Raw genomic sequence first — 24,944 nt, 5'->3', positions numbered from 1 at the left:
AAAGGATATACGCCCTCACTCGTCCCTGAGCAAAACCCTTACACAATTTCACACAGCGCCTACAAAGCTTCACCGCTACCCTCGGCGACTGTCCGTAGGATGCGCAGATCAATATTGGGGGTTGTACATGTCGAAGAATCTGCTGGCCGGGCTCGGCCTGATCGCATTGGCGCTGACGCTGAGTGCCTGTGATAAATCCTCGAACGCCGAGGAACAGGCGCCGCCGGCCACCGTACGGATCGAAACCCTTGAGGCGCGCCCCCTGTCGATCAGCAGCGAACTCAGCGGGCGGATTGCCGCGCCGCGCATCGCCGAAGTCCGCGCCCGGGTTGCCGGCGTCGTGCTGCAACGCACCTACCGTGAAGGCAGCGACGTGAAAAAGGGCGACGTGTTGTTCCGTATCGACCCGGCGCCGTTCAAGGCTGATCTCGATAGCGCCGAAGCGGCCCTGCGCAAGGCCGAGGCCAATGCGTTCCAGGCGAAGTTGCAGGAGCAGCGCTACGCCCAGTTGATCGACGACAAGGCCATCAGCGCTCAGGACTACGACAACGCCCGCGCCAACGCCCGGCAGACTGCCGCCGACGTCGCCGCCAACAAGGCAGCCGTCGAGCGCGCGAAGCTGAATCTGGGCTACGCCACCGTCACCGCGCCGATCTCCGGGCGTGTCGGTCGCGCTCTGGTGACTGAAGGCGCGCTGGTCGGCCAGAACGAAACCACGCCCATGGCGCTGATCCAGCAACTGAACCCGATCCACGCCGACCTGACCCAGTCGACCCGTGAATTGAATGAACTGCGCCGGGCATTCCGTTCCGGCCAGTTGCAGCAGGTCGGCCAGGATCAGATCAAGGCCACGCTGATTCAGGACGACGGCAGCCTCTATCCGCTGCCGGGCAAACTGCTGTTCAGCGACATCACGGTCGATCCGGGCACCGGGCAGATCATTCTGCGCAGCGAGTTTCCCAACCCGGATCTCGATCTGCTGCCGGGTAGCTATGTTCGCGTGCGTCTGGAGCAAGGCGTGATCCAGCACGGCCTGACCGTGCCGCAACGCGCGGTGCAGCGCGACAGCGCCGGTGTGGCGCAAGTGCTGACCGTCGACGATCAGATGCGCGTCGCCCAGCAGCCAGTGCAACTGGGCGCGGTGCAAAACGACCGCTGGATCGTCACCGGTGGCCTGAAGGCCGGCGACCGCATTGTCATCGAAGGCCTGCAACACGCCCGTCCGGGCGAAGTGGTGCAGATCGACGACACCCCTCTTCCACTTGCCCAGACCTCTGGTCAGTAAGCAGGACGCTCTTCTATGCCGCAGTTCTTTATCGACCGCCCGGTGTTCGCCTGGGTCGTCGCATTGTTCATCCTGTTGGCCGGTGCGCTGGCCATCCCGCAATTGCCGGTGGCGCAATACCCCGACGTCGCGCCGCCGCAGATCGAAATCTATGCCGTGTACCCCGGTGCCTCGGCGCAGACCGTCGACGAAAGCGTGGTCAGCCTGATCGAGGAAGAGCTCAACGGCGCCGATCACCTGCTGTATTTCGAGTCGCAGAGCAGCCTCGGCAGCGCCACGATCAAGGCGACTTTCCAGCCGGGCACCAACCCGGAACTGGCGCAGGTTGACGTGCAAAACCGTCTCAAAGTGGTCGAGTCGCGCCTGCCGCAAGCGGTCAACCAGCAAGGCTTGCAGGTGGAGAAAGTCTCCGCCGGTTTCCTGCTGCTGATCACCCTCACCTCCAGCGACGGCAAGCTCGATGACGTAGCGCTCAGCGATTACCTGGCGCGCAACGTGATGAACGAGATCAAGCGCATCGACGGCGTCGGAAAGGCCCAGCTGTATGGCGCCGAACGGGCGATGCGAATCTGGGTCGACCCGCAGAAGCTGATCGGTTTCAACCTGACGCCGGCCGACGTAAACGCCGCCATCGTCGCGCAGAATGCCCAGGTCTCGGCGGGCAGCATTGGCGATCTGCCAAACCCGAGCACTCAGGAAATCACCGCGACGATTCTGGTCAAGGGTCAACTGTCGACGCCGGAAGAGTTCGCCGACATCGTGCTCAAGGCCAATCCGGACGGCTCCACCGTGCGCATCAAGGATGTGGCGCGGGTCGAGATCGGCAGCCAGGAATACCAGTTCGGCACCCGTCTGAACGGCAAGCCGTCCACCGCCGTCGGCGTGCAACTGTCGCCGGGCGCCAACGCCCTCAGCACCGCGACCTTGATCCGGGCGAAGATGGATGAACTGTCGCGCTATTTCCCGGCCGGCGTGGAATACAAGATTCCCTACGACACCTCGCCATTCGTGAAGGTATCGATCACCAAAGTGGTCTACACCCTCGGCGAGGCGATGCTGCTGGTGTTCGCGGTGATGTTCCTGTTCCTGCAGAACATCCGCTACACCCTGATTCCGACGCTGGTGGTGCCAGTGGCGCTGATGGGCACCTTCGCGACCATGCTGGCGCTGGGGTTCTCGATCAACGTGCTGACCATGTTCGGCATGGTGCTGGCCATCGGCATTCTGGTGGATGACGCCATCGTCGTGGTGGAGAACGTCGAGCGGATCATGGCCACCGAAGGCCTGTCACCGAAAGAGGCGACACGCAAGGCAATGACCCAGATCACCGGGGCAATCATCGGCATTACGCTGGTGCTGGTGGCGGTGTTCATTCCGATGGCGTTCATGCAGGGTTCGGTGGGCGTGATTTACCGGCAGTTCTCGCTGTCGATGGCCACCTCGATCCTGTTCTCGGCGTTCCTCGCCCTGACCTTGACCCCGGCACTTTGTGCAACCTTGCTCAAGCCGATCGCCAAGGGCGAACACCACGAGAAAACCGGGTTCTTCGGCTGGTTCAACCGTCGCTTCGAGCAACTGACCGATCGCTACCAGGGTTGGGTCGGTTACGCGCTGAAACGCACCGGCCGTTATCTGCTGATCTACGTTGTATTGCTGGTCGGCCTGGGCCTGTGCTTCGCGCGCCTGCCCTCCTCGTTCCTGCCGGTCGAGGATCAGGGTTACACCATCACCGACATCCAGCTGCCACCGGGTGCAACGAAGAATCGTACGGTGCAAGTCGCCGAACAGCTTGAAACGCACAACAACGGTGAACCGGGTGTCAGCGACAGCGTGGTGATTCTGGGCTTCAGCTTCTCCGGCAGCGGGCAGAACGCCGCATTGGCGTTCACCACGCTCAAAGACTGGTCGCAACGTGGCAGCGACGACTCGGCCAGCTCGATTGCCGACCGCGCCAACATCGCCCTCAGCCAGATCAAGGATGCGATGGCGTTCTCTGTTCTCCCGCCGCCGGTTGACGGTCTCGGCACCTCCAGCGGATTCGAGTTCCGCCTGCAGGATCGCGGCGGCCTCGGCCACGCGACATTGATGCAGGCGCGCACCGAATTGCTCGCCGCCGCCGAGAAAAGCCCGATCCTGATGAACGTGCGCGAAAGCGCGCTGGCCGAAGCGCCACAAGTGCAACTGGAAGTGGACCGCAAGCAGGCCAACGCGCTGGGCATTTCCTTCGCCGACGTCGGCAACGTGCTTTCCACTGCCATCGGTTCTTCGTACGTCAACGACTTCCCCAATCAGGGGCGCATGCAACGGGTTGTCGTGCAGGCTGAAGGCGACCGCCGCAGTCAGGTCGACGACTTGTTGAAAATGCACGTGCGCAACGACGCCGGGAAAATGGTGCCCCTGTCGGCGTTCGTCAAAGCCACGTGGACTCAGGGTCCGGCGCAGTTGACCCGCTACAACGGCTACCCGGCGATCTCGATTTCCGGCGAACCGAAACCCGGTCACAGCACCGGCGAAGCCATGGCAGAGATCGAACGGCTAGTAGCCCAGGGACCGAAAGGTCTGGGTCAGGAATGGACCGGTCTGTCGCTGCAGGAGCGTTTGTCCGGAAGCCAGGCGCCGATTTTGCTGGGCCTGTCGCTGCTGATCGTGTTCCTGTGTCTGGCGGCGTTGTACGAGAGCTGGTCGATTCCGACATCGGTATTGCTGGTGGTTCCGCTCGGCGTACTGGGCGCGGTGCTGGCGGTGACCTTGCGCGGGATGCCCAACGACGTGTTCTTCAAGGTCGGCCTGATCACCATCATCGGCCTGTCGGCGAAGAACGCGATCCTGATCATCGAGTTTGCCAAGAGCCTGTATGACGAAGGCCACGATCTGATCGACGCAACGCTGCAAGCGGCGCGTCTGCGGTTGCGGCCGATTGTCATGACTTCGCTGGCGTTCATTCTGGGCGTGGTGCCGCTGGCGATTGCCACGGGCGCAAGTTCGGCGAGCCAGCAGGCGATCGGTACCGGGGTGATTGGCGGGATGATTACCGCGACGTTGGCGGTGATCTTTGTGCCGGTGTTCTTCGTTGTGGTGATCAAGCTTGTGCGCAGGTTCGCCAAGCCTGATTGATTGACCGCTTCCGGCGCGGTGGCCACAGGTCGCCGCGCTGGGCTAAGGTTGTCTGCACACCCTGGCCCATCGAGCTCCCATGCGCTTCCTCGCCCGCACCCACCCTCGCCTCTCTGCCGCCTTCCTGTTCGGCCTCGCCGTCGGCCTGCTGGCGCCCGCCGATTCCATCATCAGCAAGATCCTCATCGGCTGGAATGCCGGGGTCTGGACCTACCTGGCGCTGATGCTTTGGCTGACCGCCCGGGCCAAGGCTCCGGACGTCAAGCAGATCGCCGTCGTCGAAGATGAAAACGCCGGGCTGGTGCTGTTCGTGGTGTGTATTGCGGCGCTGGCCAGCCTGGCGACCATCACCCTGGAACTTGTCGGCAGCAAGGATCTGGATACCCACCACAAATTGATGCACTACGGTTTTACCGCACTGACGGTCATTGGCTCATGGCTGCTGATCGGGGTGATTTTCTGCGTCCACTACGCCCGGCTGTTTTACACCTGGGACGGCAAGGAACCGGCGCTGCGCTTTGCCGAAGGCCTGACGACGCCCAACTACTGGGACTTTCTGTACTTCTCGTTCACCATCGGGGTGGCGGTGCAGACGGCGGATGTTGGCGTGGCAACGCGGGAGATCCGCAAGATCGTGCTGGCGCAGTCGTTGATCGGTTTTGTGTTCAATACGGCGATTCTGGGTTTCTCGATCAACATTGCTGCTGGTTTGTTTGGCTGAGGGTTGGTGTAAGAGGCTATTCGCTCACAGATTTCAAGGGCTGTAACCTGTCAAGTCTGACAGTGTACAGATCGCCTGAATCGCGTTTTTATGATGCATCCAGAGTTAGGGCCCAATGGCCTTTGGATACTTCCCCAAAGTGAACGGAGATCCAATTCATGAACGCTGTGATCAGACGCACCAGTTTTGCCCCCGGTAATTTTGTGACCGCAAAAGTTTTCGCCAACGGTGGAGCCCCTGTCGCGGACTTCATTGCCTCTTCCCGACTGATTGACACCCTAAAGGTCGGCCCTGACAAAATCGACGCGGTACAGATCACCGCCATTGACCGGCCACCTTCGGGAACGAAAGCCAAAACCTACGCGGCACGCGAACTGACCCTGATCGTCCCCAAAGGTTTCCCGATCGGGAAACATGTCTTGACCAGTGGCTCTGACGTAGCCGTCAGCTATAAAGACGGCACTGCGATCAGTGAAGGCATTTCAGGTGACATCGAGATCAAGCCTGCGAGCGATCAAAAGAATGTCGCGGCCGATTTCAATGTGACACTGGAGAACGCCGATGGCACTACCTTCCAGTTGAAGGGAGGTTTTCAAGTCTTGAAGTGATGCAGCCGCAGGCACAAAAAAGGGAAGCCAACGCTTCCCTTTTCAGTTTCCGTTCACTCAGAACCTGTAATGCGCCCCCATGTTCACACCGAAGTCCTTGGTGACGTTGTCGCCCTTGCTGGTGTCCAGCTCTGCGTGCAGTTGCCAGCGGTCATTCAGGGTCCAGGATGCGCCCGCAGCCACTTCGAAGCGCGTGCCGGAAAGATCATTGTTGAACTTGTTGTCGTTGACCCGCACCTCGTTGGTTTTGACGAATTCATGAACGGCAGCCACCCGCACGTGGGGTTGCAGGACGCTGCCATCCGCCAGTTTCATGCCTCGCCCTACGGTCACACCCGCCTTGCCCAGCATGGAACGGGTGGTATCAGCGTCGACACTCAGACCATTGTCCAGACGAAAGTCCTTGCCTTGTACCGAGGCTGCCTGCCATTGGGTGAACGGTTCAATGTAGTAGCCATCCGCGAACTCAATATGCTTGCCGAACTCCACCGACGCGCTGGCACCCAGATTGTTGTAGCTGCCTTTGGTTTTGGTGTTGTCACTCAGCATCACGTCGGCCTTGTTGCGAAAGTGATTGAGCTTGGCCACCGTGTCCAGGTAGTAACCGCTGTCGCCCAGCCAGGTGCCGTAGAGACCCAGCGATGTACTGCCGATTTCACCCGAGCTGCCGCGGCTCAGATCCAGATCGGATTTGCTGTAACCGGCAAACACACCGAGCAGTACCCGCTCACCGGCGATTTGCACCGGCGTATCGACGCCCATCGACAAACCATACTGTCGTTGTTTGTAACCATTTCCGTAAGCATTGTTACTGATGCTGTACTGGCTGCCGAAAGAGCGCACCCAGCCGCCCGTTTGCCCGCCATTGACCCGCAAATCACCCATGCGATTGTTCAACAGAACCATTTCGCCGTAGATCGCTGTCGGGGCGGTACCGGCAATGGCCAATGCTGCGCGTGTCGGTGTGCTGACAACGGTCTTGTCCGGTTGCAGGAACCAGTCATCCCCCTTCTTCACCAGACGATAAATGAATGCACCTACGTCGACACGGTTGTTCACCAGGCCGTACTGCGCACCTGACGCCACGCTCTGCACCACTTTGATGGGCGAGTCATTGACGGGATCGAGACCGGAACTGGTGACCAGCAACTGGTGGTTGCCGGAGGCACTGCCCGTGACATTCAGCAGGTCGCTGAGTCCCTGATTGAAGTCGGTGCCCATCCGGAACGTGCCGTTGCCCGACAGGTTGGCGACGTTCAATTGAAAGTATTGCTGAGGCGTGCCAAAACCTACCGTGCCGCCATTGCCCAGCGACAGATTGTTCACCGATTGACTGCCGGTCATCTGCCATAGCGCCTGATTGTTGATCGCAAAATTGGCGACATTGTTCACCTGGCCGGTCAGCGTGGCAGCATTGTCCAGCGTCAGACTCGAAGCACTGTTGGCAGAAGCGTTGACGTCACCGGTCATGACGCTCTGATTGTTGATTGTCACGGTGGCGACATCGTTCAGATTGCCGGTCAGGGTCGAACCGTTGTCGAGCGTTACGCTCGAAGCCCCCAACACATTACCGGTCATACGCGCCTGGTTGTTCAACACGGCGGTCGTGACGTTTTGCAGATCACCGGTCAGCGACGCATTGTTCTGCAGTGTGACATTCGCGGAACTGCCCGAAACCACCGTGACGTTACCGGTCAAATCACTGTTATCGACGAGAAACCCTGCCGAGGCACCTTGCCGGACTTCAAGCAACGTGTTGTTTCCGGCCACCAGCGTCGAACGGTTACGCACTTCGATGTCTGCCACTGTCGGGAAATTCGGCGCGTTGATGCCGACCACCAGTGCCGAGCCGGTCTGGCCTTCGACGCGAGTGCCATCCAGGACTATTTTGGTCGGGATAACGGCGGTTACCTGAGTGTCTGTACCCACCGTCACGCCGTTAAGGCCGCCGGTTATCGTACTGCCTGTGGCCGACAGGGAACCTTCCAGCATCCTGATCCCGAAGCTGTTGGCGCCAGTGCCTACGGCAGTAGAGTTTTGCAGACTGATGACGCTGAATCGGTTGCCCGCAATGCCCCCGGTCAGGCCCTGAGCAACTGAACCATTACGCAGCGTCACGCTTGAACCACCTACGCTGGCGGGGCTACGGACCGCCGAGATGCCGATACCGGCTGCACTGGTAACCGTTGAGCTGTCCAGAACTGCGCTGGCGTTAGTCAGAAAAATCCCTGAGCCCGCCGCGGCGCTGACATTCGAGCCTGTCAGGTTGATCAGGCCACCGGCAGAACTGGTCATTTCCAGTGTCGTGGCATTGGTGGCGTTCAAGATGGCGTTGTTTTCAAGTTGCCAGGATTGCACCGGCGTCGTGCCGTCAATGGGAAGCGTGGTACCCGCCGGAACGGTAGCCGCCTGGGTGAGCGGCGAATTCATCAATAGGGGCAGCAGGGTCAAGATTCCCAAGCTGATCGAGGTTTTCTGAAACGGGGTGTGCAATTTGGGCGACATGGTTGAGTCCTACTCGATTACATTCCGTGAGGAACGAGCGTCCGACTCAAACAAGTTGCGAGCCGGAACTGAAGCGGCCGCCAGACTACGGATAACTTTCCGAGGGATATGTAGGACTAATCTCCATCTTCGTACGATTTATCCCCTTGTCTCGTAAGAGCACCCGTATCTGACTTCGATTCCTACGATGGGGACGGTATTCACTGCCGTCCCCATCGCAGGAAACTTCACTCGAAGTACTGTTGATCCACGATCAAGGACGGTTCTGTTCGCAATACACCAGGCTCGAGTTCAAGAGCGCGACAGCGACGATGACCGACGCTGTAATGCCGTTGACCACATACTCGATGTACGCATATTGAGTCGCCGGGCGCTGGCCAGGGCCGGGGCTCGGCAGCTGGATCGGACGGACATTGGCGTACGGCACGTCAAACTCCAGAGGGCCCGTTGCAGGCATGGGTTTGGAAGCGGTTACAAGCGTGCCCCCTATCACCGTCCCGCCAGCTCCGTTGGTCGTCCGCCCCTCGAATTTGAACGCAACCGTTGCACCTGTCGGGATGTTGGCATCCCGCTCGACCCTGATCCGCAGTCTGCGTGTAGCCTCATACGGCGGCATCGGTCCGTTCGCGACTGCCGGGTGATCCAGACTCGGGCAGTTGACGGACGTCACGAAACGCTCGGGAACCACGGCACCGGTGGGGGTTCTGAACGCCGAAACGACAATCTTCGGTGCCGGCAGATTGATCACGATCGCTGTCACGTTGACCGGCGTGACAGGTGTCTGCGTCATCGGGTTTGCACTGCCGGGGTAGGAGACAACAATGTAGGCCTCGCGCGCGGTAGCGCCAGTGCCGTTTCCTTCCGCCAGAATCGTGGTCCAAGGCAATCGCGTGGTGACCGTCGTCGCGCCTGCTTGTACGCCAACGGGCGTTCCCACTTGTTTGCCCTGGTAGAAGAACGTGACGATTTCACGACCGGTAATCGGCCGCAGAGGATCCGTCCACAAGTTCCAGATCATGGTTGCATCAAGACCGGCCTGATTCGGGCCAAGTGTGTTTGGCGCAGGTACGGGTGTGCCGCCACCCTGAACCTCCACCGGATCGATATTGGGGTTTTCCAGATCAGGAAGGTTTGGCTGCTCCGACCCGGCGTATGCAAAATCGATAGTGGCAAATTGCTGAGGCGTGGAAACCAGATTGACAGGTTTCGTCGGGTCTATGTATTCGAACCAGTACTCGACCACATGGTCGGTGTCCCGGTTAGGATCGCCGAAGACCGGCGCCAAAAAGGCGTAATCCAACACGAATTTAAGTGGGCCCGAAGTGCCTGGCGCCGGGATTGATTGTTCCGGAAGATCATAGACAATGCCAGTCTCATCCATGATATGCGGCAGGATCTTGTGACCTTGCAGCGAATTGAGCGGGAAATCGATCTCCATGACCACTGCATTTGGATCAGGTCTGAATGACGCGAACGTAATGGGCGTCTGACCGTTGGTACCGGTCACCGGAATCCTTGGAATACCCAGCACCGGCGCCGGTGCGCTGACCCGATTGAACAGCAGCGTGATGGCCGAGTTGTTGCTGATATTGCCTGGGTCATCCTCGAGGTTGTAGGAGTAATAATACGCGCCATCCTTCAACGCTTGCAGAGCAGTCAGTGGAATATTGATAACGCCATTAGCCGGTACCGGGAAATCAGCAACGATGGCGCCCTCACCCTGCATGCCCGTGAATGTCGTGAGCTGGGAGATGAAGAAGTTGACCAGATCAATGCCTGCTTCAAAATTAACCCAGGCCGTTGAAATGGTAATGTTCAAGCCGCCCGCGTTGTTGTTCAACCAATTGTCGTCGATAAGGGTTGGCAAACCTGCTTGGTTGATCAGCGGCGGCCGATTGCCGGTGCCATTGCCGGTGCCGGGTTGGCGCTGCCAGGGTCCGGTGAGATCGGCGAAAAAAACCAGAGTCGGCTGGGAGGTATCGGCGTTGTCAAATTCGTCATAGATGATGAACGCGGCGCCGAACTCATTGTAGGCACCCGCCGCATCGAATTTGTCTACCAGGGCAGCGATCGCTGCGCCAGTCAGGTCAAAATCCACCGGGAAGGTCCAGTTGCCCCCTGTCTGGTTGGCTTTCAACAATTCCATGACCACATACGTAGGGTCAAACTCTACCGGCGTGTAGCCTTTTGGATATACCAGCAACTGGATCCTGTGGGCTCCACTAGGCGTTTTGTCATCAACGTCGGCCAACTGAAACGTCACCTTGCGATCAACTTTCAGTTGCTGATAGGTCAGTCGATCACCCGACACCAGTCCCACAACCGTTGGCGGCAACGCCAGGACACCACCACCCGCTTTAACCTGCATATTCATGTTCGTGAACTCCATCGATGAGTGTGTTGTTGAACCATCAACGTTGTTTCCCAATGAAGAATTTCGCGACTGCAGGCTGCATGTTCCTGGGATTGACGTTCAGCCAACGCTTTGTTGGATCTATCGCTTTTAACGGCTTTCTTTCGGACTGCTTGATTCAAGGACCGCAAGGCGGTTTCCCGGGATTGCGCCTGTCGATCTTCACGAATTCCGGATATGAACTGGCCAGCGCAACACCGTTTCGGTAGTGGGTGTAGGTGCACATCGCAGATCCGTATTCGATCGGTTTGATGTAATCGACGTAGTACTCACTTTCGAGTCTGAAATCGAACCCTTGGGGAGAGGTGGCTTCCTGTTGTGTCAGTGTTTTTGGCAAGAGCAACTTGGTGCCGGGAATGGCATTGAGGATTGCGTGCGGAGGTTCCTTGTCCTTTACGGCGCCGTTGAGGCCGGTGAAACCCTCCCAATTCAGTTCACAAACATCACCAGCGAGGAATGTTCCCGGTTGCGCCGGAACCCGCACGACCACCACATCCCAGATCGCCGGGAATGTTAAACACATGAGCCAGCCCCAAAAGTTCGCGTCGGGATAAACCACCTCTTTCAATTTGACCGGCACCGGGCGCCTGAGGATGAACACTTGTGGTATCGAGTCATCCTCATTACCGGTATCACCGTGTGTCACCCTGTACCTCAGCGTGATGTCGCCTGTCTGTTGCAAGTACTCCGCAGGCAGTTGGATCGGGCCAGGAAACACCACCGGCACGGGAATTGGGTTGCTGTAGAAACGCGTCTCGGAAGTCGCCCCAGGTTCACGTACCCAGATCTGATGCAAATCGCTATTGCCCGGAAAGATCGAGGGATCACTCCAAGGGGGAGTCCGCAGCGTGACGCCATTGATATGCGCATCCGGGGGAAGCACTTTGTCGGCTCCTACCCCGTCGATGGTCAACGGCAAGGCGAATATCCCGATTGATTTTTTGGCGCTCATCCACTGTTCTCCAGAGGCGTAAAAAACACTTTGCTTCGGAAGAAATTAAACGCAGTAACCGCGCTTTCGCCTACTGTCAGATCTGACAGGTTTGATGACCGCTGGTCGGAATTGAGCTTGCGCTGTTTCTGATTCAGGCGTTCTCGGGCTTGACGAGGCGATGGCGAATGCGGTTATCTGAAACCGGTTTCAGCCTTGCCGTGCTGACTCGGATAACTCCAATAAAAAAGGCTTTTCAACCGTGAACGATTTCTCCGCCGCCCAGCGCAGCCGCGTCACCATGCTCGACGTCGCCGAACACGCCGGCGTGTCCAAGGCCAGCGTCTCGCGCTTCATCGGCGATGACCGCGCCCTGCTCTCCGATGCCATTGCCCAGCGCATCGAGCAGGCAATTGCCGAGCTGGGCTACCGTCCCAATCAAATGGCCCGTGGTTTGAAACGCGGCCGCACCCGCCTGATCGGCATGCTGGTGGCCGATATCCGCAACCCTTATTCGATTGCCGTGATGCACGGCGTGGAAACCGCCTGCCGCCGGCACGGCTACAGCCTGGTGGTGTGCAACACTGACCGCGATGACGAGCAGGAACGCCAGCACCTGGCGCTGCTGCGCTCGTACAACATTGAGGGGCTGATCGTGAACACCCTGGGTCATCACCGGGATGAACTGGATGAGTTGAAGCGTGAAATGCCGCTGGTGCTGGTGGATCGCAAGGTCGACGGGCTCGACAGCGACATGGTCGGGTTGAACAACCCACAGGCCATCGAGATGGCGCTCGAACACCTTCAGCAGCGCGGCTATCGCGATGTGCTGCTGGTAACTGAACCCTATGACGGCACCAGTTCGCGGATCGAGCGGGTCAGCAGTTTCCAGCAGCAGATTGGCCAGCGCAAAGACATGAATGGCGCTGTGCTGGAAACCGGCTCCAGTCTGGTTAAAGACCTTCAAACCTTTTTGAACACACATGATTCGGGCCCGAAAGCCCTGTTCTGCGCCAACGGCGTGGCAGCACTGGCTTGCACCCTGGCCCTGCGCGAGATTGGCTGCCGGTTGTTCGAGGATGTCGGGCTGATCGCGCTGGATGATCTGGACTGGTATCCGTTGGTGGGCAGCGGGATTACTGCCCTCGCCCAGCCTACAGAGGAGATGGGTGCGCGGGCGTTTGAGTGTTTGCTCAAGCGTTTGCGTGGGGATGACGAAGCAGCGCGAACCCTGGATTTTGCACCGGTGCTGGTCGAGCGCGGCTCGACGCACGGTATGGCGGAATAAGGCCCCTCGGGGCCAGCCAAAATTTTTTGTACAAAAATGAAACCGGTTTCAGAGGTAGATAACAATGAATAAACCTGCCGTTTCCATCAGCCTGTCCAGCTACGGCGCCGACCTTGTTCGCCGTCGTGGCCAGGCTTCGTTCATCGAAGTGCTGGCCGCTGCCGGCGCCGATCGCATCGAATGGCGCGAAGAGCTGCTGACCAACGAAGTCCCCGAAAAACTCTCCACCGCCACGCAAGCTCAAGGCCTGCAAAGCATCTATTCCTCACCCACCGAACTGTGGCTGGCCGGTCAGTCGCGGCCCAATCCCGAACTCATCAACGCGCTGCAAAACGCCGAAGCGTTCGGTTCTAAGTGGCTAAAGGTTTCCCTTGGATTCTTCACCGATAACAACGATCTGCAGACGCTGGGGCAAATCCTTGCGCAAAGCCCGGTGCACCTGCTGGTGGAGAACGATCAGACCCTGCACGGCGGGCGCATCGAACCGTTCCAGCGTTTCTTCGCCGCCGTCGAGCAACACAATCTGCCGATCAAGATGACCTTCGATATCGGCAACTGGCAGTGGCAAGACCAGTCCGCCACCAGCGCCGCTCGACTGCTGGGCCGTCACGTCGGCTACGTGCATTGCAAAGCCGTGGCCCGCCGCGCCGACGGCAAACTGGTCGCGGTGCCACCGGCCGCCACCGACCTGCATCTGTGGGAACAACTGTTACGGCACATGGCCCAAGGGGTCATGCGCGCCGCCGAATACCCGTTGCAGGGCGATGACCTGGTACAACTCACCACCGAACACGTCGCCGCCCTCGCCCGCCTCGGCCAGTCCCGTCTGGAGCCTGCTCATGTCTGAGATCGATATTCTGTCGTTCGGCGAAACCATGGCCATGTTTGTCGCCGAACAGAGCGGTGATCTGGCCTCCGTCGAGCAGTTTCACAAACGGATTGCCGGGGCCGACAGCAACGTGGCCATCGGACTTTCGCGGCTGGGTTTCAAAGTCGCATGGCTGAGCCGGGTCGGTGCAGATTCGCTGGGTCGCTTTGTCGTCGAAACCCTGGCCCGCGAAGGTCTGGATTGCAGCCATGTGGAAGTCGACAACGCGCACCCGACCGGTTTCCAGCTCAAATCGCGCACCGATGACGGCAGCGATCCGACGGTCGAGTACTTCCGTCGCGGCTCGGCGGCCAGTCATCTGTCGCCACAGTCGATTACCCCGACGCTGCTCGGCGCCCGGCATCTGCACGCCACTGGTATTCCGCCGGCGCTGTCGGCCTCGGCGCGGGAAATGTCCCGTGAACTGATGACCCGTATGCGCAACGCCGGGCGCAGTGTGTCGTTCGACCCGAACCTGCGCCCGAGCCTGTGGGCCAGCGAGCGGGAGATGATCACCGAAATCAACCGCCTCGCCGCCCTCGCCCACTGGGTGTTGCCGGGGTTGAGCGAAGGGCGACTGCTGACCGGGTTTGAAGACCCGGCGGACATCGCCGCGTTCTATCTCGATCAGGGTGCTGAAGCGGTGGCGATCAAGCTGGGGCCGCAGGGTGCGTATTACCGCACGCATCTGGATCAGGGGTTTGTCGCCGGGGTGCCGGTCGAAACCGTGGTCGATACGGTCGGCGCCGGCGATGGATTCGCGGTCGGGATGATCAGTGCCCTGCTGGAGCATCAGAGTTTTCCCGAGGCGGTCAGACGCGCCAACTGGATTGGCAGCCGTGCGGTGCAAAGCCGTGGCGATATGGAAGGACTGCCGACCCGATCCGAACTCACCGCTGAACTCGAAGCCGCCATCGCTGGCAAGTCGAATCGTCGCACCGCAGCTCCCACAAGTTTTGTGTACACCACGGACACTGTGGGAGCGGGCTTGCCCGCGATGAGGCCCTGACAGGCAACACATTTTTTGAACCTGCTGCGACAAAAACAACAAGCTCAGGAGCAAGACCATGAAAACCGCAACCCTCGCCACCCGCCGCTGGTGGTACATCATGCCGATCGTGTTCATCACCTACAGCCTGGCGTACCTGGACCGCGCCAATTACGGATTCGCTGCCGCGTCCGGAATGGCTGAGGACCTGATGATCACCCCGGGCCTGTCGTCCCTGCTCGGCGCGCTGTTCTTCCTTGGTTACTTTTTCTTCCAGGTGCCCGGCGCGATCTACGCGCAGAAGCACAGCGTCAAGAAGCTGATTTTCGTCAGCCTGATCCTCTGGGGCGGGCTCGCCACGCTGACCGGCGTGGTCTCCAACGCCTATTGGCTGATCGTCATCCGCTTCATGCTCGGTGTGGTCGAAGCGGCGGTGATGCCAGCGATGCTGGTCTATCTCTGCCATTGGTTCACCCGCGCCGAACGCTCGCGGGCCAACACCTTCCTGATCCTCGGCAACCCGGTAACGATGCTGTGGATGTCGGTGGTTTCGGGCTATCTGGTGCAGCATTTCAGCTGGCGCTGGATGTTCATCATCGAAGGCCTGCCGGCGGTGCTCTGGGCGTTTATCTGGTGGAAACTCGCTGATGATCGTCCGGCCCAGGCGAAGTGGCTCAACGAGCAGGAAAAGCACGATCTGGAAAGCGCACTGGCGGCCGAACAGGTCGGGATCAAAGCGGTGAAGAACTACGCCGAAGCCTTCCGTTCGCCGAAGGTGATCATTCTGGCGCTGCAATTTTTCTGCTGGAGCATCGGCGTCTACGGCTTCGTGTTGTGGCTGCCGTCGATCCTCAAGGCCGGCGCGCAGATGGACATGATCGAGGCCGGCTGGCTGTCGGCCCTGCCGTATCTGGCGGCGGTGATCGGCATGCTGCTGGTGTCGTGGGGCTCGGACAAACTGCAAAAGCGCAAACGCTTCGTCTGGCCGCCGCTGCTGATTGCCTCGGTGGCGTTCTACGGCTCCTACGCTTTGGGCGCCGAACATTTCTGGTGGTCGTACACGCTGCTGGTGATTGCCGGCGCCTGCATGTACGCGCCGTACGGGCCGTTCTTCGCCATCGTGCCGGAGATCCTGCCGGCCAACGTCGCCGGTGGCGCCATGGCGCTGATCAACAGCATGGGCGCTCTCGGTTCGTTCGGCGGTTCCTATCTGGTCGGTTACCTGAACAGCTCCACCGGTTCGCCCGGCGCTTCGTATCTGCTGATGAGCGGCGCGCTGATGCTCTCGGTGGTGCTGACGATTTTTCTCAAGCCCGGCGCCAGCGACCGGGTGACGGCCAAGCGCGCCGCACCGCGTCCGCTGCCGGCCCACTCCTGAATTGATAGAGAGATGACTGCGATGAAAAAGCAGGTTGTGCTGTACAAGAAACTGTCGCCGGCGCTGATGGCGCGCCTTGAGCAACAGGTCGACGTGACGCTGATCGACAGCCTCGACGCCGACGGCCTGATGAAGCTTCGCGACGCCCTGCCGGTTGCCCACGGGTTGCTCGGCGCCAGCCTGAAACTGGACGCGGCGCTGCTCGATCTGGCGCCGCAGCTCGAAGCGATTTCCAGCGTCTCGGTGGGTGTCGACAACTACGACATCGACTACCTGACCCGGCGCAAGGTCATGCTGACCAACACTCCGGACGTGCTAACCGAAACCACTGCCGACACCGGCTTCGCGCTAATCCTGGCCACCGCCCGGCGCGTGGTCGAACTGGCGAATATGGTGCGCGGCGGCCACTGGCATCGCAGCATCGGCCCGGCGCATTTCGGTACTGATGTGCATGGCAAGACGCTGGGCATCATCGGCATGGGGCGGATCGGCGAGGCGCTGGCGCAGCGTGGGCATTTCGGGTTCGGGATGCCGGTGATCTATCACAGCCAGTCGCGCAAACCGGCGGTTGAAGAACGTTTCGATGCGCAGTACCGCAGTCTGGAGGATCTGTTGCGACAGGCGGATTTCATCTGTCTGACCTTGCCGCTGACGGCGCAGACTGAAGGTTTGATTGGCGCCGAGCAGTTTGCCTTGATGCGGCCGGAGAGCATCTTCATCAACATTTCCCGAGGCAAGGTCGTAGACGAAGCCGCGATGATCGACACCTTGCGGCATAACCGGATTCGCGCGGCGGGGCTGGATGTGTTTGAGCGTGAACCGCTGAATCATGACTCGCAGTTGTTGCAGCTGAACAACGTGGTGGCGACACCGCACATGGGTTCGGCGACCCATGAAACGCGCGAGGCGATGGCGCGGTGTGCGGTGGAGAATCTGTTGGCGGCGCTGGCCGGGAAGAAGCCGGTGAATCTGGTGAATTCATCAGCTTGGCAAGGCTGACATCTTCAGCGCCTGTCAGGCCGTCTTCGCGGGCAAGCCCGCTCCCACAGGTTTTGTGTACACCGCAGAACAATGTGGGAGCGGGCTTGCCCGCGAAGGGGCCGGTACTGTCGATGCAAAAATTTCAGGCACTGCGCACCTGGAGAAGCTGCGCAGCGCACAGGGCAATCCTTGAACACGCATCCGCCAGCTTCACCCGATCCACCACCAGCCCGATGCGAATATGCCCCGCCGCACTCGGTCCGAACGCTTCACCGGCCAGCACCGAAACCCCATACCCCTCCAGCAACCGCTCGGCAAAATCCTGCGCGCCGAGCCCGGTCTGGCGCACATCGACCATCACGAACATCCCGCCATCCGGTTTGATCGGATACAACCCCGGACAGCCGCGCAAGCGCTCGCACACCAGATCCCGACGCAACCGGTATTCCTCGCGCATCTGCGTCACTTCCGGCAGATCTTTCTCCAGCGCGATCTGCGCCGCTTTCTGCACAAAATCCGGCAGACCGAACAGCATGCTCAACGACAAATTCACCAAATGCTCGGCCAACGGTTTCGGTCCTATCATCCACCCGATGCGCCACCCGGTCATCGCATGGGATTTCGACAGACTGTTGATGGTCGCGGTGCGCTCGGCCATGCCCGGCAGGCTCGCCGGGCTGACGTGCTCGCCTTCGTATAACAATTCGCTGTAGACCTCATCGCTGATCAGCCACAGGTCATGACGGATGCACAACGCCGCCAGCTCCTGCCAGATCAACAACGACAGGCTCGCACCGGAAGGATTGTTGGGACTGTTGAGCAACATGGCCCGCGTCTTCCGAGTGATCCGCGCCGCAACATCCGCCGGATCGACGCGAAAACCGTTTTCCGGCCGCACCGGAACAGGCACCACGGTTGCGCCGCAGGCACCGAACACACCTTCATAAGTCACATACATCGGCTCGGCGACGATCACTTCATCGCCCGGATCCAGCAGACATTGCGCCACCGAATACACCGCGCATTGCGCGCCGGGCATCACGATCACATGCTCGGCATCGACGTCCTGGCCGCTGCGGCGCCGATGACGCTCGGCGATCCGCTTGCGCAGCTCCAGCCGGCCACGCACTTCGGAATAATGGGTATCGCCCGCCAGCAGGCTGTCGATGGCGCCGTGGATGATCGGCAGCGGCGTATCGAAATCCGGATCACCCACGGACAGCAGCAACACATCAATGCCCTCGGCGCGTAACTCCAGCGCTCGGTCGTGAATCCGCCAGGCCGCTGCTCCCTCCCCGGCGATTCGTTGGGTCAAGGCTGAATAGCGCATGTACGTCTCCTGATTGCGCGGTCTCCAGCCTTCACCCTAGGTCAAATCACGAAGCGCGCCACCATCGCGTTCAAATCCACTGCCAGACGCGACAGTTCGTGGGTCGCGGCGCTGGTTTGATTCGCGCCAGCGGCCGATTGGGTAGCCAGGTCGCGGATGTTGACCAGATTGCGATCGACCTCGCGGGACACCTGCGCCTGTTCTTCCGAGGCGCTGGCGATCACCAGATTGCGCTCGTTGATCTGGTGAATCGATTGAGTGATCTGCTCCAGCGCCACGCCAGCGGCGCGGGCCATTTCCAGGGTGGACTGGGTGCGCTGGTTGCTTTGCTGCATCGACTCCACCGCTTCGCCGGTGCCGTTCTGAATGCCGGCGACCATTTTTTCGATTTCCTGGGTCGATTGCGCAGTGCGATGGGCCAGCGCGCGAACCTCGTCCGCGACCACGGCGAAACCGCGTCCCGCTTCACCGGCACGGGCCGCTTCGATGGCGGCGTTGAGCGCCAGCAGGTTGGTCTGTTCGGCGATGGCGCGGATCACGTCCAGCACCTTGCCGATGTCGCGGCCCTGAGCGGCCAGGCCTTCGATCATTTGGGCGGTGTTCTGCACGTCGTGGGTCATGGTCTGGATCGCATCGACGGTTTTCACCACTTGATCGCGACCTTCGCGGGCGGCGTGGGTCGACTGGTTCGAGGCTTCGGAGGTCGACACCGCGTTGCGTGCCACCTCTTCCACCGCTGCGGTCATTTCGTTGACGGCGGTGGCGGCCTGTTCGATTTCGTCGTTCTGCTGTTGCAGGCCACGGGACGCTTCTTCGGTCACGGCGCTGAGCTCTTCGGCAGCGGCGCCCAGTTGCGTGGCGGAGCCGGCGATCTGTTCGATGGTCTTTCGCAGATTGGTCTGCATCGCGGCCAGCGCTTCCAGAAGGCGCGCCGGTTCGTCCTTGCCGTCGACTTCGATAACTTTGGTCAGGTTGCCGCCGGCGATGGTTTGCGCCGCAGCAACGGCGCGGTTCAACGGCGTGACGATGCTGCGTGTCAGCAGCCAGGCCAGCAGCACCGTGGCCAGTGCCGCGATGAGCGCAACAATGACGATGCCGGTAATCGCGCTGTCGTAATGGTCGCCGGCCTGGGTGGAGGCGGTTTTCGCATCAGCGGCGTTGATCGCAATCAGCTTGTTGAGCTGCTCGCCCATCTGGTCGGTGCCGTCCTTGATCTTCGTGTTGATCAGGGTGCGCATCTCATCGACCTTGTCCTGACGCGACAGGTCCATCATCTGGTTCTGCGCTTGCAGGTAGTTGTCGAGCGTCGTCGCGAAAGTCTGATACAGCGCGCGTTCTTCCGAGCCGGCCGGCAGTGCCGCGTAACTGGCCTGGGCGGCTCGCACCTTGTCCACCAGCACGCCGATGCGGGTCTGGGCTTCCTGCAAACCGGCCGGGTCGCGGTTGACCAGAATGCGGAACGAGAGGATGCGCAGGCGCAGGACGTTTTCCGTGACCACGGCAAGTTGCGTGACGCTCGGCAACTGCGTCGACTCCATCTCCAGCGACGCCTGGCGGATGATCGACATGCGGTTGACGGCGAACACGCCAAGCACGATCACCAGCAAGGCAATAAAGGCAAAACCGAGGAAGGCACGGGGCGCGATATTCAGATTACGCATGGACATAGGAGGACTCTCGGATGATTGAAACTACGAGCGTCCATGCCGTGATCACTGGCCCATGGGCGGGCTTCAGTCCGGCGTCACTTTTTTGGAAAGTCTTGTGCGCGCCTGACTTCTGTATCGGCCAGGCTTGAGGAAGTTTGCGGGGAAAGATGAAATATTTTTCAAGGTGTTGCGGGTGTTTCAGCGGTGAAACACCCGTTGTTTTAGATGATGGGCGACAGGTCAGGCCGGGGATGCCATGCGCCAGACGCGAGCGATATCCGTGGCACGCTCGCGCAATAAACGTGGTGCTTCGGCGCAGGCCTGTTCGAGGGACATCGGGCCGCTGGTGACGGCGAAGGCGGCGTCGATGCCGTGATCGTAGAGTTCCTGATAGCCCTCGCCCAAGGTGCCGGCGATGACGATCACCGGCACGCCGTGTTGCTTGGCGATCCGCGCGACACCGAACGGAGTTTTGCCGCGCAGGGTCTGGGCATCGAAGCGCCCTTCTCCGGTGATGACCAGATCCGCGCCCTTCACCGCGTCGGCCAGTCCGACCAGTTCCGCGACGACTTCGACACCGGCCTGGAAGCGTGCGCCGAGAAACGCCTTGGCGGCAAAACCCAGTCCGCCTGCCGCGCCGCTGCCCGGTTCATCGCGAACATCGTTGCCCAGCGCTTGCGCGCAGAGTTCGGCGAAGTGGCCAAGAGCCTGATCCAGTTGTTGCACCTGCGCCGGTGATGCGCCCTTCTGCGGGCCGAAAATCGACGATGCACCGTGGGGGCCGCACAGTGGATTATTGACGTCGGCGGCGATGTCGAAGCGGACGTGCGCCAGACGCGGGTCGAATTCGCTCAAGTCCAGACGTGCGAGTTGCGCCAGAGCCAGACCGCCCGGCACCAATGATTGCCCTTGAGCATCCAGCAGCTTCACGCCGAGCGCCTGCATCGCGCCGGCGCCGCCGTCGTTGGTGGCGCTGCCGCCGATGGCCAGAATGACGCGTTGTGCGCCGGCATCCAGCGCAGCGCGAATCAGTTCACCGGTGCCGAACGTGCTGCTGATGCACGCATCACGCTGCCCCGGCGGCACCAGTTGCAAGCCACTGGCCTCGGCCATTTCGATGATTGCGGTGTGGTTGTGCGGCAGCCAGCCCCACGCGGCTTCGACCGCTGCACCCAACGGGCCGCGCACACGGGTGCGACGCAGTTCGCCTTCGCACGCGGCGAGAATCGACTCCACCGTGCCTTCGCCACCGTCGGCCATCGGGCATTTGACCAGCGTCGCCTGCGGCCAGACCTGCGCCAGGCCCAGCGCGATGGCTTCTGCAACGCCTTGGGCACTCAGGCTGTCCTTGAACGAATCGGGGGCGATGACGATTTTCATGCGAATTCTCCAGTTCCAATGCCCCTCATGCTGCCAGTCGCCTTGCGCGTTGACGCCTGTCCGCTGCACAAGTTGGGTAGGCGTTTATTGTTCATTTCGACAAATCGTCGGTCTGCGGCAGCAATTGCACACCCAGATACAGCGCCAGCATGCCATCGAGTTTCAGCGGATCGACACCGCTCAACTCGGCAATCCGCTCCATCCGGTAACGCAGGCTGTTGCGGTGAATCCCTAAGGCATCGGCGCAGGCCTGGCTCTGGCCGTCGTGATCGCACCAGCTGCGCAGGGTCGCGAGCAACTGGCCGTTACTGTCCTTTGCGATGACCTTGCGCAACGGTTTGAGCAGTTCATCCAGCGCATCGTCGTTGCGATGGCGCCAGAGCATCACTGGCAAGCGATAGCGATTGAGGGTCAGCAGCCGTGAACGCGGCAGCACTTCGCGGCCGTAAGCGAGCAGATCGCCGACCCGTCGATAGCAGCGGCGCAACCCGGCCAGCCCATCGGCCTGCCCGCCGACGGCGATACGCAGGATGTTCCAGCCCAGGCCATCGAGTTTTTCCAGCAGGCGATCATGCTCGATGTTCTGGCTCGCCGGCCGGCACCACAGCAGTGACGACTTGGCCGAACTTACGCACCAACTGTCGGGATAGCGCGTCATCAGCCAGGCACTCAGCGCCTCGACGGTTTGCCCCGGTCCGTGTTCCAGGCCCAACTCGAACAGATACGGCACTCGTGTCAGTTGTGGTTTGAGCCCAAGCTGTTGAGCCTCGTCGACCAGCCTTGGCGAATCCCCCGCTTCACTCAACAGCAGCGCGAGCAAGTCATCGCAACGCTGCCGCCGCCATTGCTGCTCGGATTGCTGGTTGCGTTGGCCGACCAGCATCTCGGCGGTCATGCGCACCAGTTCGGCGTAAGTGCGCAGTTGCTCGGGCTCGCCGGTAATGCCGAGCACGCCGATCAAACGCTGATCCAGCAGCAGCGGCAGATTGATCCCCGGCTGCACGCCCTTCAAATGCACGGCGGTCTGCGCGTCGATCTCCACCACCCGCCCGTTGGCCAGCACCAGTTGCGCGCCTTCGTGACGGGTGTTGATCCGCTCCGGCTCGCCACTGCCCAGGATCAAGCCCTGGCTGTCCATGACGTTGACGTTGTACGGCAAAATGGCCATGGCCCGGTCGACGATGTCCTGGGCGAGGTCGTGATCGAGTTCGAACATAGGGGCTTGAATCCTTGAAAACAGGCGCGGACGGTTGTTCACCCGCACAGGGTCTGGCAACAAACCCTGTGCTCAGGCACAAAGACAATCCGGCCAAAGGTGGCCGAGACTCTCAGGGCGATCAACGTTACCCTTTGCATCGCAAAAAATCATAATAAAGAGAGAGCCGCCATGTCGCAGAGCGCCGCTGCCGCCCAGACCATCGATGACGATAAAAATGCCGTCTACAAACGCATCACCCTGCGTTTGATCCCCTTCATCTTCATCTGCTACCTGTTCAACTACCTCGACCGGGTCAACGTTGGATTCGCCAAACTGCAGATGCTCGACGCGCTGAAATTCAGCGAAACCGTGTACGGCCTCGGTGCCGGTATCTTCTTCATCGGCTACGTGCTGTGCGGCGTACCGAGCAACCTGGCGCTGACCAAGTTCGGCCCACGGCGCTGGATCGCGCTGATGATGATCACCTGGGGCACGCTGTCGACCTGCCTGCTGTTCGTCACCACGCCGACCGAGTTCTACACCCTGCGCCTGTTCACTGGCGCGGCTGAAGCCGGGTTCTTCCCGGGCGTTGTGCTCTACCTCTCGCAGTGGTTCCCGACGTTCCGCCGTGGCCGGATCATGGCACTGTTCATGTCGGCGATCCCGGTGTCGGGCCTGCTCGGCAGCCCGTTCTCCGGCTGGATCCTCAATCACTTTGCCGCCGGCCAGGGTGGCCTCGCCGGCTGGCAGTGGATGTTCCTGCTGCAAGGCATTCCGACTGTCGTGCTGGGCGCCCTCGCCTACTTCCTGCTCAGCGATAACTTCGCCAACGCCAAGTGGCTGACCCCGCATGAGCGCTCGGTGCTGGAAGCGGATCAGGCGGAAGACCTGGCGAACAAACCGAAAACCACTTCCGATTCGTTGATTGCCGTGTTCAAGAATCCGGCCATCTGGGCCTTCGGCCTGATCTACTTCTGCATCCAGAGCGGCGTGTACGCGATCAACTTCTGGCTGCCGTCGATCATCAAGAACCTCGGCTTCAGCGACAACCTGGTGATTGGCTGGTTGAGCGCGATTCCGTACCTGCTGGCGGCGGTGTTCATGCTGGTGGTCGGGCGTTCGGCGGACTTGCGTAAGGAACGTCGCTGGCATTTGGTGGTGCCGATGTTGATGGGCGCTGTCGGCCTGCTGATTGCGGTGAACTTCGCGGCGAATCCGGCGATTGCGATTCTCGGTCTGACCATTGCGACCATGGGCGCGTTGACTGGTTTGCCGATGTTCTGGCCGGTGCCGACTGCCATGCTGAGCGCAGGTGCTGCGGCGGGTGGGTTGGCGTTGATCAACTCGATGGGGCAGATGGCCGGGTTCCTGAGCCCTTACCTTGTGGGTTGGGTCAAGGACAGCACCGGGTCGACGGATGCGGCGTTGTATCTGCTGGCGGGGGTGATTGTTGGCGGGAGTTTGCTGGCGTTGCGGATGACGCGGACGCTGCGGGCTTAAGCCTTAGTCGAAATACAGAAACGGCCCATTACGGGCCGTTTTTTATTCTGGGCGTATGACTTCTGTTTTGCAGTGTCGCTGCAAACGTCACCCCCTCACCCCAGCCCTCTCCCCCAGGGGGGCGAGGGGGAAAGGGAGCCGATCTGGGTGCTTTTCAAAATCGGAGTTCGACTCGACATTTCAGGTCGATGTATTTCGTGAGAACCCCTCGGTAGGCTCCCTCTCCCTCTCCCTCCGGGAGAGGGCTGGGGTGAGGGCGCTTTTGATTTTCAGCTTCCTACTTCCAGATTATCCAGCGCCCTGTTCACCGCCAGTTCACTCAGCATGATCAGTTGCGCGATACCCAGCAGCACATGCCGCTGCGAGCCATCCACCAGCCCGGCGAAGTCAGTGGCCATGGTTTTGGCGCAGGTCAGGGTTTCAGAGGCGTCGGCCAACAACTCTTCGCTGTCGATGCCGGGGGCGATGAGGTAACGAGTGTTGGGTTTGAGCAGCGGTTTTCTGGGGAGCAGCGGATTGAGGTAATGATCGAGGGCGCGCTCGGCGGCTTCGTGGAATGTCTTGGAGTCGAGGGTTTCGTAGGGCGAAGTGGTGTCGGTTTCGGGTGGGTTGGGTGTTGGTTTGATCATGGTGAAACTCCTAAGGCACTTATTGGAGCCACCACTCTCGCTACCAAACGATGGTGGTGGCCAGACGCAGGTTGGTAGACCGGGCCTTAGGAGAAACGGCGCACCCGAAGGTGCCCTGCGAATGACCACCATAAAACAGAGACAAAAGACTCTACAAAATGGAGCACTCTGCACTTAA

General features: G+C 60.5%; 18 protein-coding genes. 10 read left to right on the top strand and 8 right to left on the bottom strand.

Annotated elements, in window-relative coordinates; genetic code table 11:
- Window positions 1–127: 127 nt before the first annotated feature.
- The 4 genes from M5G18_RS14735 (at window position 128) to M5G18_RS14720 (ending at window position 5,728) form a co-directional block, all read left to right on the top strand.
- On the top strand, window positions 128–1,285 hold the full coding sequence (locus M5G18_RS14735; protein ID WP_273899565.1) for an efflux RND transporter periplasmic adaptor subunit: 1,158 nt from the start codon (window positions 128–130) through the stop codon (window positions 1,283–1,285).
- Between the two features lie 15 nt (window positions 1,286–1,300).
- On the top strand, window positions 1,301–4,399 hold the full coding sequence (locus M5G18_RS14730; RefSeq protein ID WP_273899566.1) for an efflux RND transporter permease subunit: 3,099 nt from the start codon (window positions 1,301–1,303) through the stop codon (window positions 4,397–4,399).
- Between the two features lie 79 nt (window positions 4,400–4,478).
- A complete protein-coding gene (locus M5G18_RS14725) occupies window positions 4,479–5,120 on the top strand; it encodes a DUF1345 domain-containing protein (protein ID WP_273899567.1) in 642 nt (213 codons plus the stop codon).
- A gap of 158 nt (window positions 5,121–5,278) precedes the next feature.
- On the top strand, window positions 5,279–5,728 hold the full coding sequence (locus M5G18_RS14720) for a hypothetical protein (protein WP_273899568.1): 450 nt from the start codon (window positions 5,279–5,281) through the stop codon (window positions 5,726–5,728).
- A 57-nt stretch (window positions 5,729–5,785) separates the two neighbouring features.
- On the opposite strand, the gene M5G18_RS14715 is transcribed toward M5G18_RS14720, so the two are convergent.
- The 3 genes from M5G18_RS14715 to M5G18_RS14705 all read right to left on the bottom strand — a co-directional run bounded on the left by M5G18_RS14715 (window position 5,786) and on the right by M5G18_RS14705 (window position 11,598).
- Window positions 5,786–8,233, bottom strand: a complete 2,448-nt coding sequence (locus M5G18_RS14715; protein WP_273899569.1) for an autotransporter outer membrane beta-barrel domain-containing protein — start codon at window positions 8,231–8,233, stop codon at window positions 5,786–5,788.
- Window positions 8,234–8,486: 253 nt separating this feature from the next.
- Window positions 8,487–10,607: a hypothetical protein gene (locus tag M5G18_RS14710; RefSeq protein WP_273899570.1), complete on the bottom strand. Its 2,121-nt coding sequence runs from the start codon at window positions 10,605–10,607 to the stop codon at window positions 8,487–8,489.
- Between the two features lie 157 nt (window positions 10,608–10,764).
- Window positions 10,765–11,598, bottom strand: a complete 834-nt coding sequence (locus M5G18_RS14705) for a hypothetical protein (protein ID WP_273899571.1) — start codon at window positions 11,596–11,598, stop codon at window positions 10,765–10,767.
- A gap of 241 nt (window positions 11,599–11,839) precedes the next feature.
- On the opposite strand from M5G18_RS14705, the gene M5G18_RS14700 reads away from it, so the two are divergent.
- From M5G18_RS14700 to M5G18_RS14680, 5 genes are all read left to right on the top strand, one after another.
- Window positions 11,840–12,865, top strand: a complete 1,026-nt coding sequence (locus tag M5G18_RS14700) for a LacI family DNA-binding transcriptional regulator (RefSeq protein WP_273899572.1) — start codon at window positions 11,840–11,842, stop codon at window positions 12,863–12,865.
- 64 nt (window positions 12,866–12,929) lie between these two features.
- Window positions 12,930–13,712, top strand: a complete 783-nt coding sequence (locus M5G18_RS14695) for a sugar phosphate isomerase/epimerase family protein (RefSeq protein ID WP_273899573.1) — start codon at window positions 12,930–12,932, stop codon at window positions 13,710–13,712.
- The gene (locus M5G18_RS14690) at window positions 13,705–14,742 is read left to right on the top strand and encodes a sugar kinase (protein WP_273899574.1); all 1,038 of its coding nucleotides are present in this window, start codon (window positions 13,705–13,707) and stop codon (window positions 14,740–14,742) included. The genes M5G18_RS14695 and M5G18_RS14690 overlap by 8 nt, the downstream gene beginning before the upstream one ends.
- Window positions 14,743–14,800: 58 nt before the next feature.
- Window positions 14,801–16,099: an MFS transporter gene (locus M5G18_RS14685; RefSeq protein WP_273899575.1), complete on the top strand. Its 1,299-nt coding sequence runs from the start codon at window positions 14,801–14,803 to the stop codon at window positions 16,097–16,099.
- 21 nt (window positions 16,100–16,120) lie between these two features.
- On the top strand, window positions 16,121–17,098 hold the full coding sequence (locus tag M5G18_RS14680) for a 2-hydroxyacid dehydrogenase (protein WP_273899576.1): 978 nt from the start codon (window positions 16,121–16,123) through the stop codon (window positions 17,096–17,098).
- Between the two features lie 124 nt (window positions 17,099–17,222).
- Here M5G18_RS14680 and M5G18_RS14675 read toward each other — a convergent pair whose 3' ends face one another.
- From M5G18_RS14675 to M5G18_RS14660, 4 genes are all read right to left on the bottom strand, one after another.
- Window positions 17,223–18,410 carry a pyridoxal phosphate-dependent aminotransferase gene (locus M5G18_RS14675; RefSeq protein ID WP_273899577.1) on the bottom strand — a complete coding sequence of 396 codons (1,188 nt, stop codon included), beginning with the start codon at window positions 18,408–18,410 and terminating at the stop codon, window positions 17,223–17,225.
- A gap of 41 nt (window positions 18,411–18,451) precedes the next feature.
- Window positions 18,452–20,071: a methyl-accepting chemotaxis protein gene (locus M5G18_RS14670; RefSeq protein ID WP_420793901.1), complete on the bottom strand. Its 1,620-nt coding sequence runs from the start codon at window positions 20,069–20,071 to the stop codon at window positions 18,452–18,454.
- 228 nt (window positions 20,072–20,299) lie between these two features.
- Window positions 20,300–21,439, bottom strand: coding sequence for a glycerate kinase (locus M5G18_RS14665; RefSeq protein WP_273899579.1), 1,140 nt, complete (start codon window positions 21,437–21,439; stop codon window positions 20,300–20,302).
- A gap of 91 nt (window positions 21,440–21,530) precedes the next feature.
- Window positions 21,531–22,655: a sugar diacid recognition domain-containing protein gene (locus M5G18_RS14660; protein ID WP_273899580.1), complete on the bottom strand. Its 1,125-nt coding sequence runs from the start codon at window positions 22,653–22,655 to the stop codon at window positions 21,531–21,533.
- Window positions 22,656–22,826: 171 nt separating this feature from the next.
- On the opposite strand from M5G18_RS14660, the gene M5G18_RS14655 reads away from it, so the two are divergent.
- Window positions 22,827–24,137: an MFS transporter gene (locus M5G18_RS14655; protein ID WP_085603380.1), complete on the top strand. Its 1,311-nt coding sequence runs from the start codon at window positions 22,827–22,829 to the stop codon at window positions 24,135–24,137.
- A gap of 269 nt (window positions 24,138–24,406) precedes the next feature.
- Here the strand turns inward: M5G18_RS14655 and M5G18_RS14650 are convergent, their stop codons facing one another.
- Complete coding sequence (locus M5G18_RS14650; protein ID WP_273899581.1) at window positions 24,407–24,766, bottom strand: DUF6124 family protein; 360 nt, start codon at window positions 24,764–24,766, stop codon at window positions 24,407–24,409.
- Between the last annotated feature and the right edge of the window lie 178 nt (window positions 24,767–24,944).

Source organism: Pseudomonas aphyarum (assembly GCF_028657055.1).
GTDB lineage: Bacteria > Pseudomonadota > Gammaproteobacteria > Pseudomonadales > Pseudomonadaceae > Aquipseudomonas > Aquipseudomonas aphyarum.
Note: the sequence above shows the minus strand (reverse complement) of the source record. Positions and strands in the feature narration are given on the sequence as shown.

What these genes read in the sequence shown, in the direction of transcription:
- M5G18_RS14685 (WP_273899575.1), top strand. Translation starts at nt 14,801, where the DNA reads ATGAAAACCGCAACCCTCGCCACCCGCCGCTGGTGGTACATCATGCCG.
- M5G18_RS14725 (WP_273899567.1), top strand. Translation starts at nt 4,479, where the DNA reads ATGCGCTTCCTCGCCCGCACCCACCCTCGCCTCTCTGCCGCCTTCCTG.
- M5G18_RS14705 (WP_273899571.1), bottom strand. Translation starts at nt 11,598, where the DNA reads ATGAGCGCCAAAAAATCAATCGGGATATTCGCCTTGCCGTTGACCATC.
- M5G18_RS14675 (WP_273899577.1), bottom strand. Translation starts at nt 18,410, where the DNA reads ATGCGCTATTCAGCCTTGACCCAACGAATCGCCGGGGAGGGAGCAGCG.
- M5G18_RS14680 (WP_273899576.1), top strand. Translation starts at nt 16,121, where the DNA reads ATGAAAAAGCAGGTTGTGCTGTACAAGAAACTGTCGCCGGCGCTGATG.
- M5G18_RS14715 (WP_273899569.1), bottom strand. Translation starts at nt 8,233, where the DNA reads ATGTCGCCCAAATTGCACACCCCGTTTCAGAAAACCTCGATCAGCTTG.
- M5G18_RS14665 (WP_273899579.1), bottom strand. Translation starts at nt 21,439, where the DNA reads ATGAAAATCGTCATCGCCCCCGATTCGTTCAAGGACAGCCTGAGTGCC.
- M5G18_RS14655 (WP_085603380.1), top strand. Translation starts at nt 22,827, where the DNA reads ATGTCGCAGAGCGCCGCTGCCGCCCAGACCATCGATGACGATAAAAAT.
- M5G18_RS14660 (WP_273899580.1), bottom strand. Translation starts at nt 22,655, where the DNA reads ATGTTCGAACTCGATCACGACCTCGCCCAGGACATCGTCGACCGGGCC.
- M5G18_RS14735 (WP_273899565.1), top strand. Translation starts at nt 128, where the DNA reads ATGTCGAAGAATCTGCTGGCCGGGCTCGGCCTGATCGCATTGGCGCTG.
- M5G18_RS14710 (WP_273899570.1), bottom strand. Translation starts at nt 10,607, where the DNA reads ATGAATATGCAGGTTAAAGCGGGTGGTGGTGTCCTGGCGTTGCCGCCA.
- M5G18_RS14670 (WP_420793901.1), bottom strand. Translation starts at nt 20,071, where the DNA reads ATGCGTAATCTGAATATCGCGCCCCGTGCCTTCCTCGGTTTTGCCTTT.
- M5G18_RS14650 (WP_273899581.1), bottom strand. Translation starts at nt 24,766, where the DNA reads ATGATCAAACCAACACCCAACCCACCCGAAACCGACACCACTTCGCCC.
- M5G18_RS14720 (WP_273899568.1), top strand. Translation starts at nt 5,279, where the DNA reads ATGAACGCTGTGATCAGACGCACCAGTTTTGCCCCCGGTAATTTTGTG.
- M5G18_RS14730 (WP_273899566.1), top strand. Translation starts at nt 1,301, where the DNA reads ATGCCGCAGTTCTTTATCGACCGCCCGGTGTTCGCCTGGGTCGTCGCA.
- M5G18_RS14695 (WP_273899573.1), top strand. Translation starts at nt 12,930, where the DNA reads ATGAATAAACCTGCCGTTTCCATCAGCCTGTCCAGCTACGGCGCCGAC.
- M5G18_RS14690 (WP_273899574.1), top strand. Translation starts at nt 13,705, where the DNA reads ATGTCTGAGATCGATATTCTGTCGTTCGGCGAAACCATGGCCATGTTT.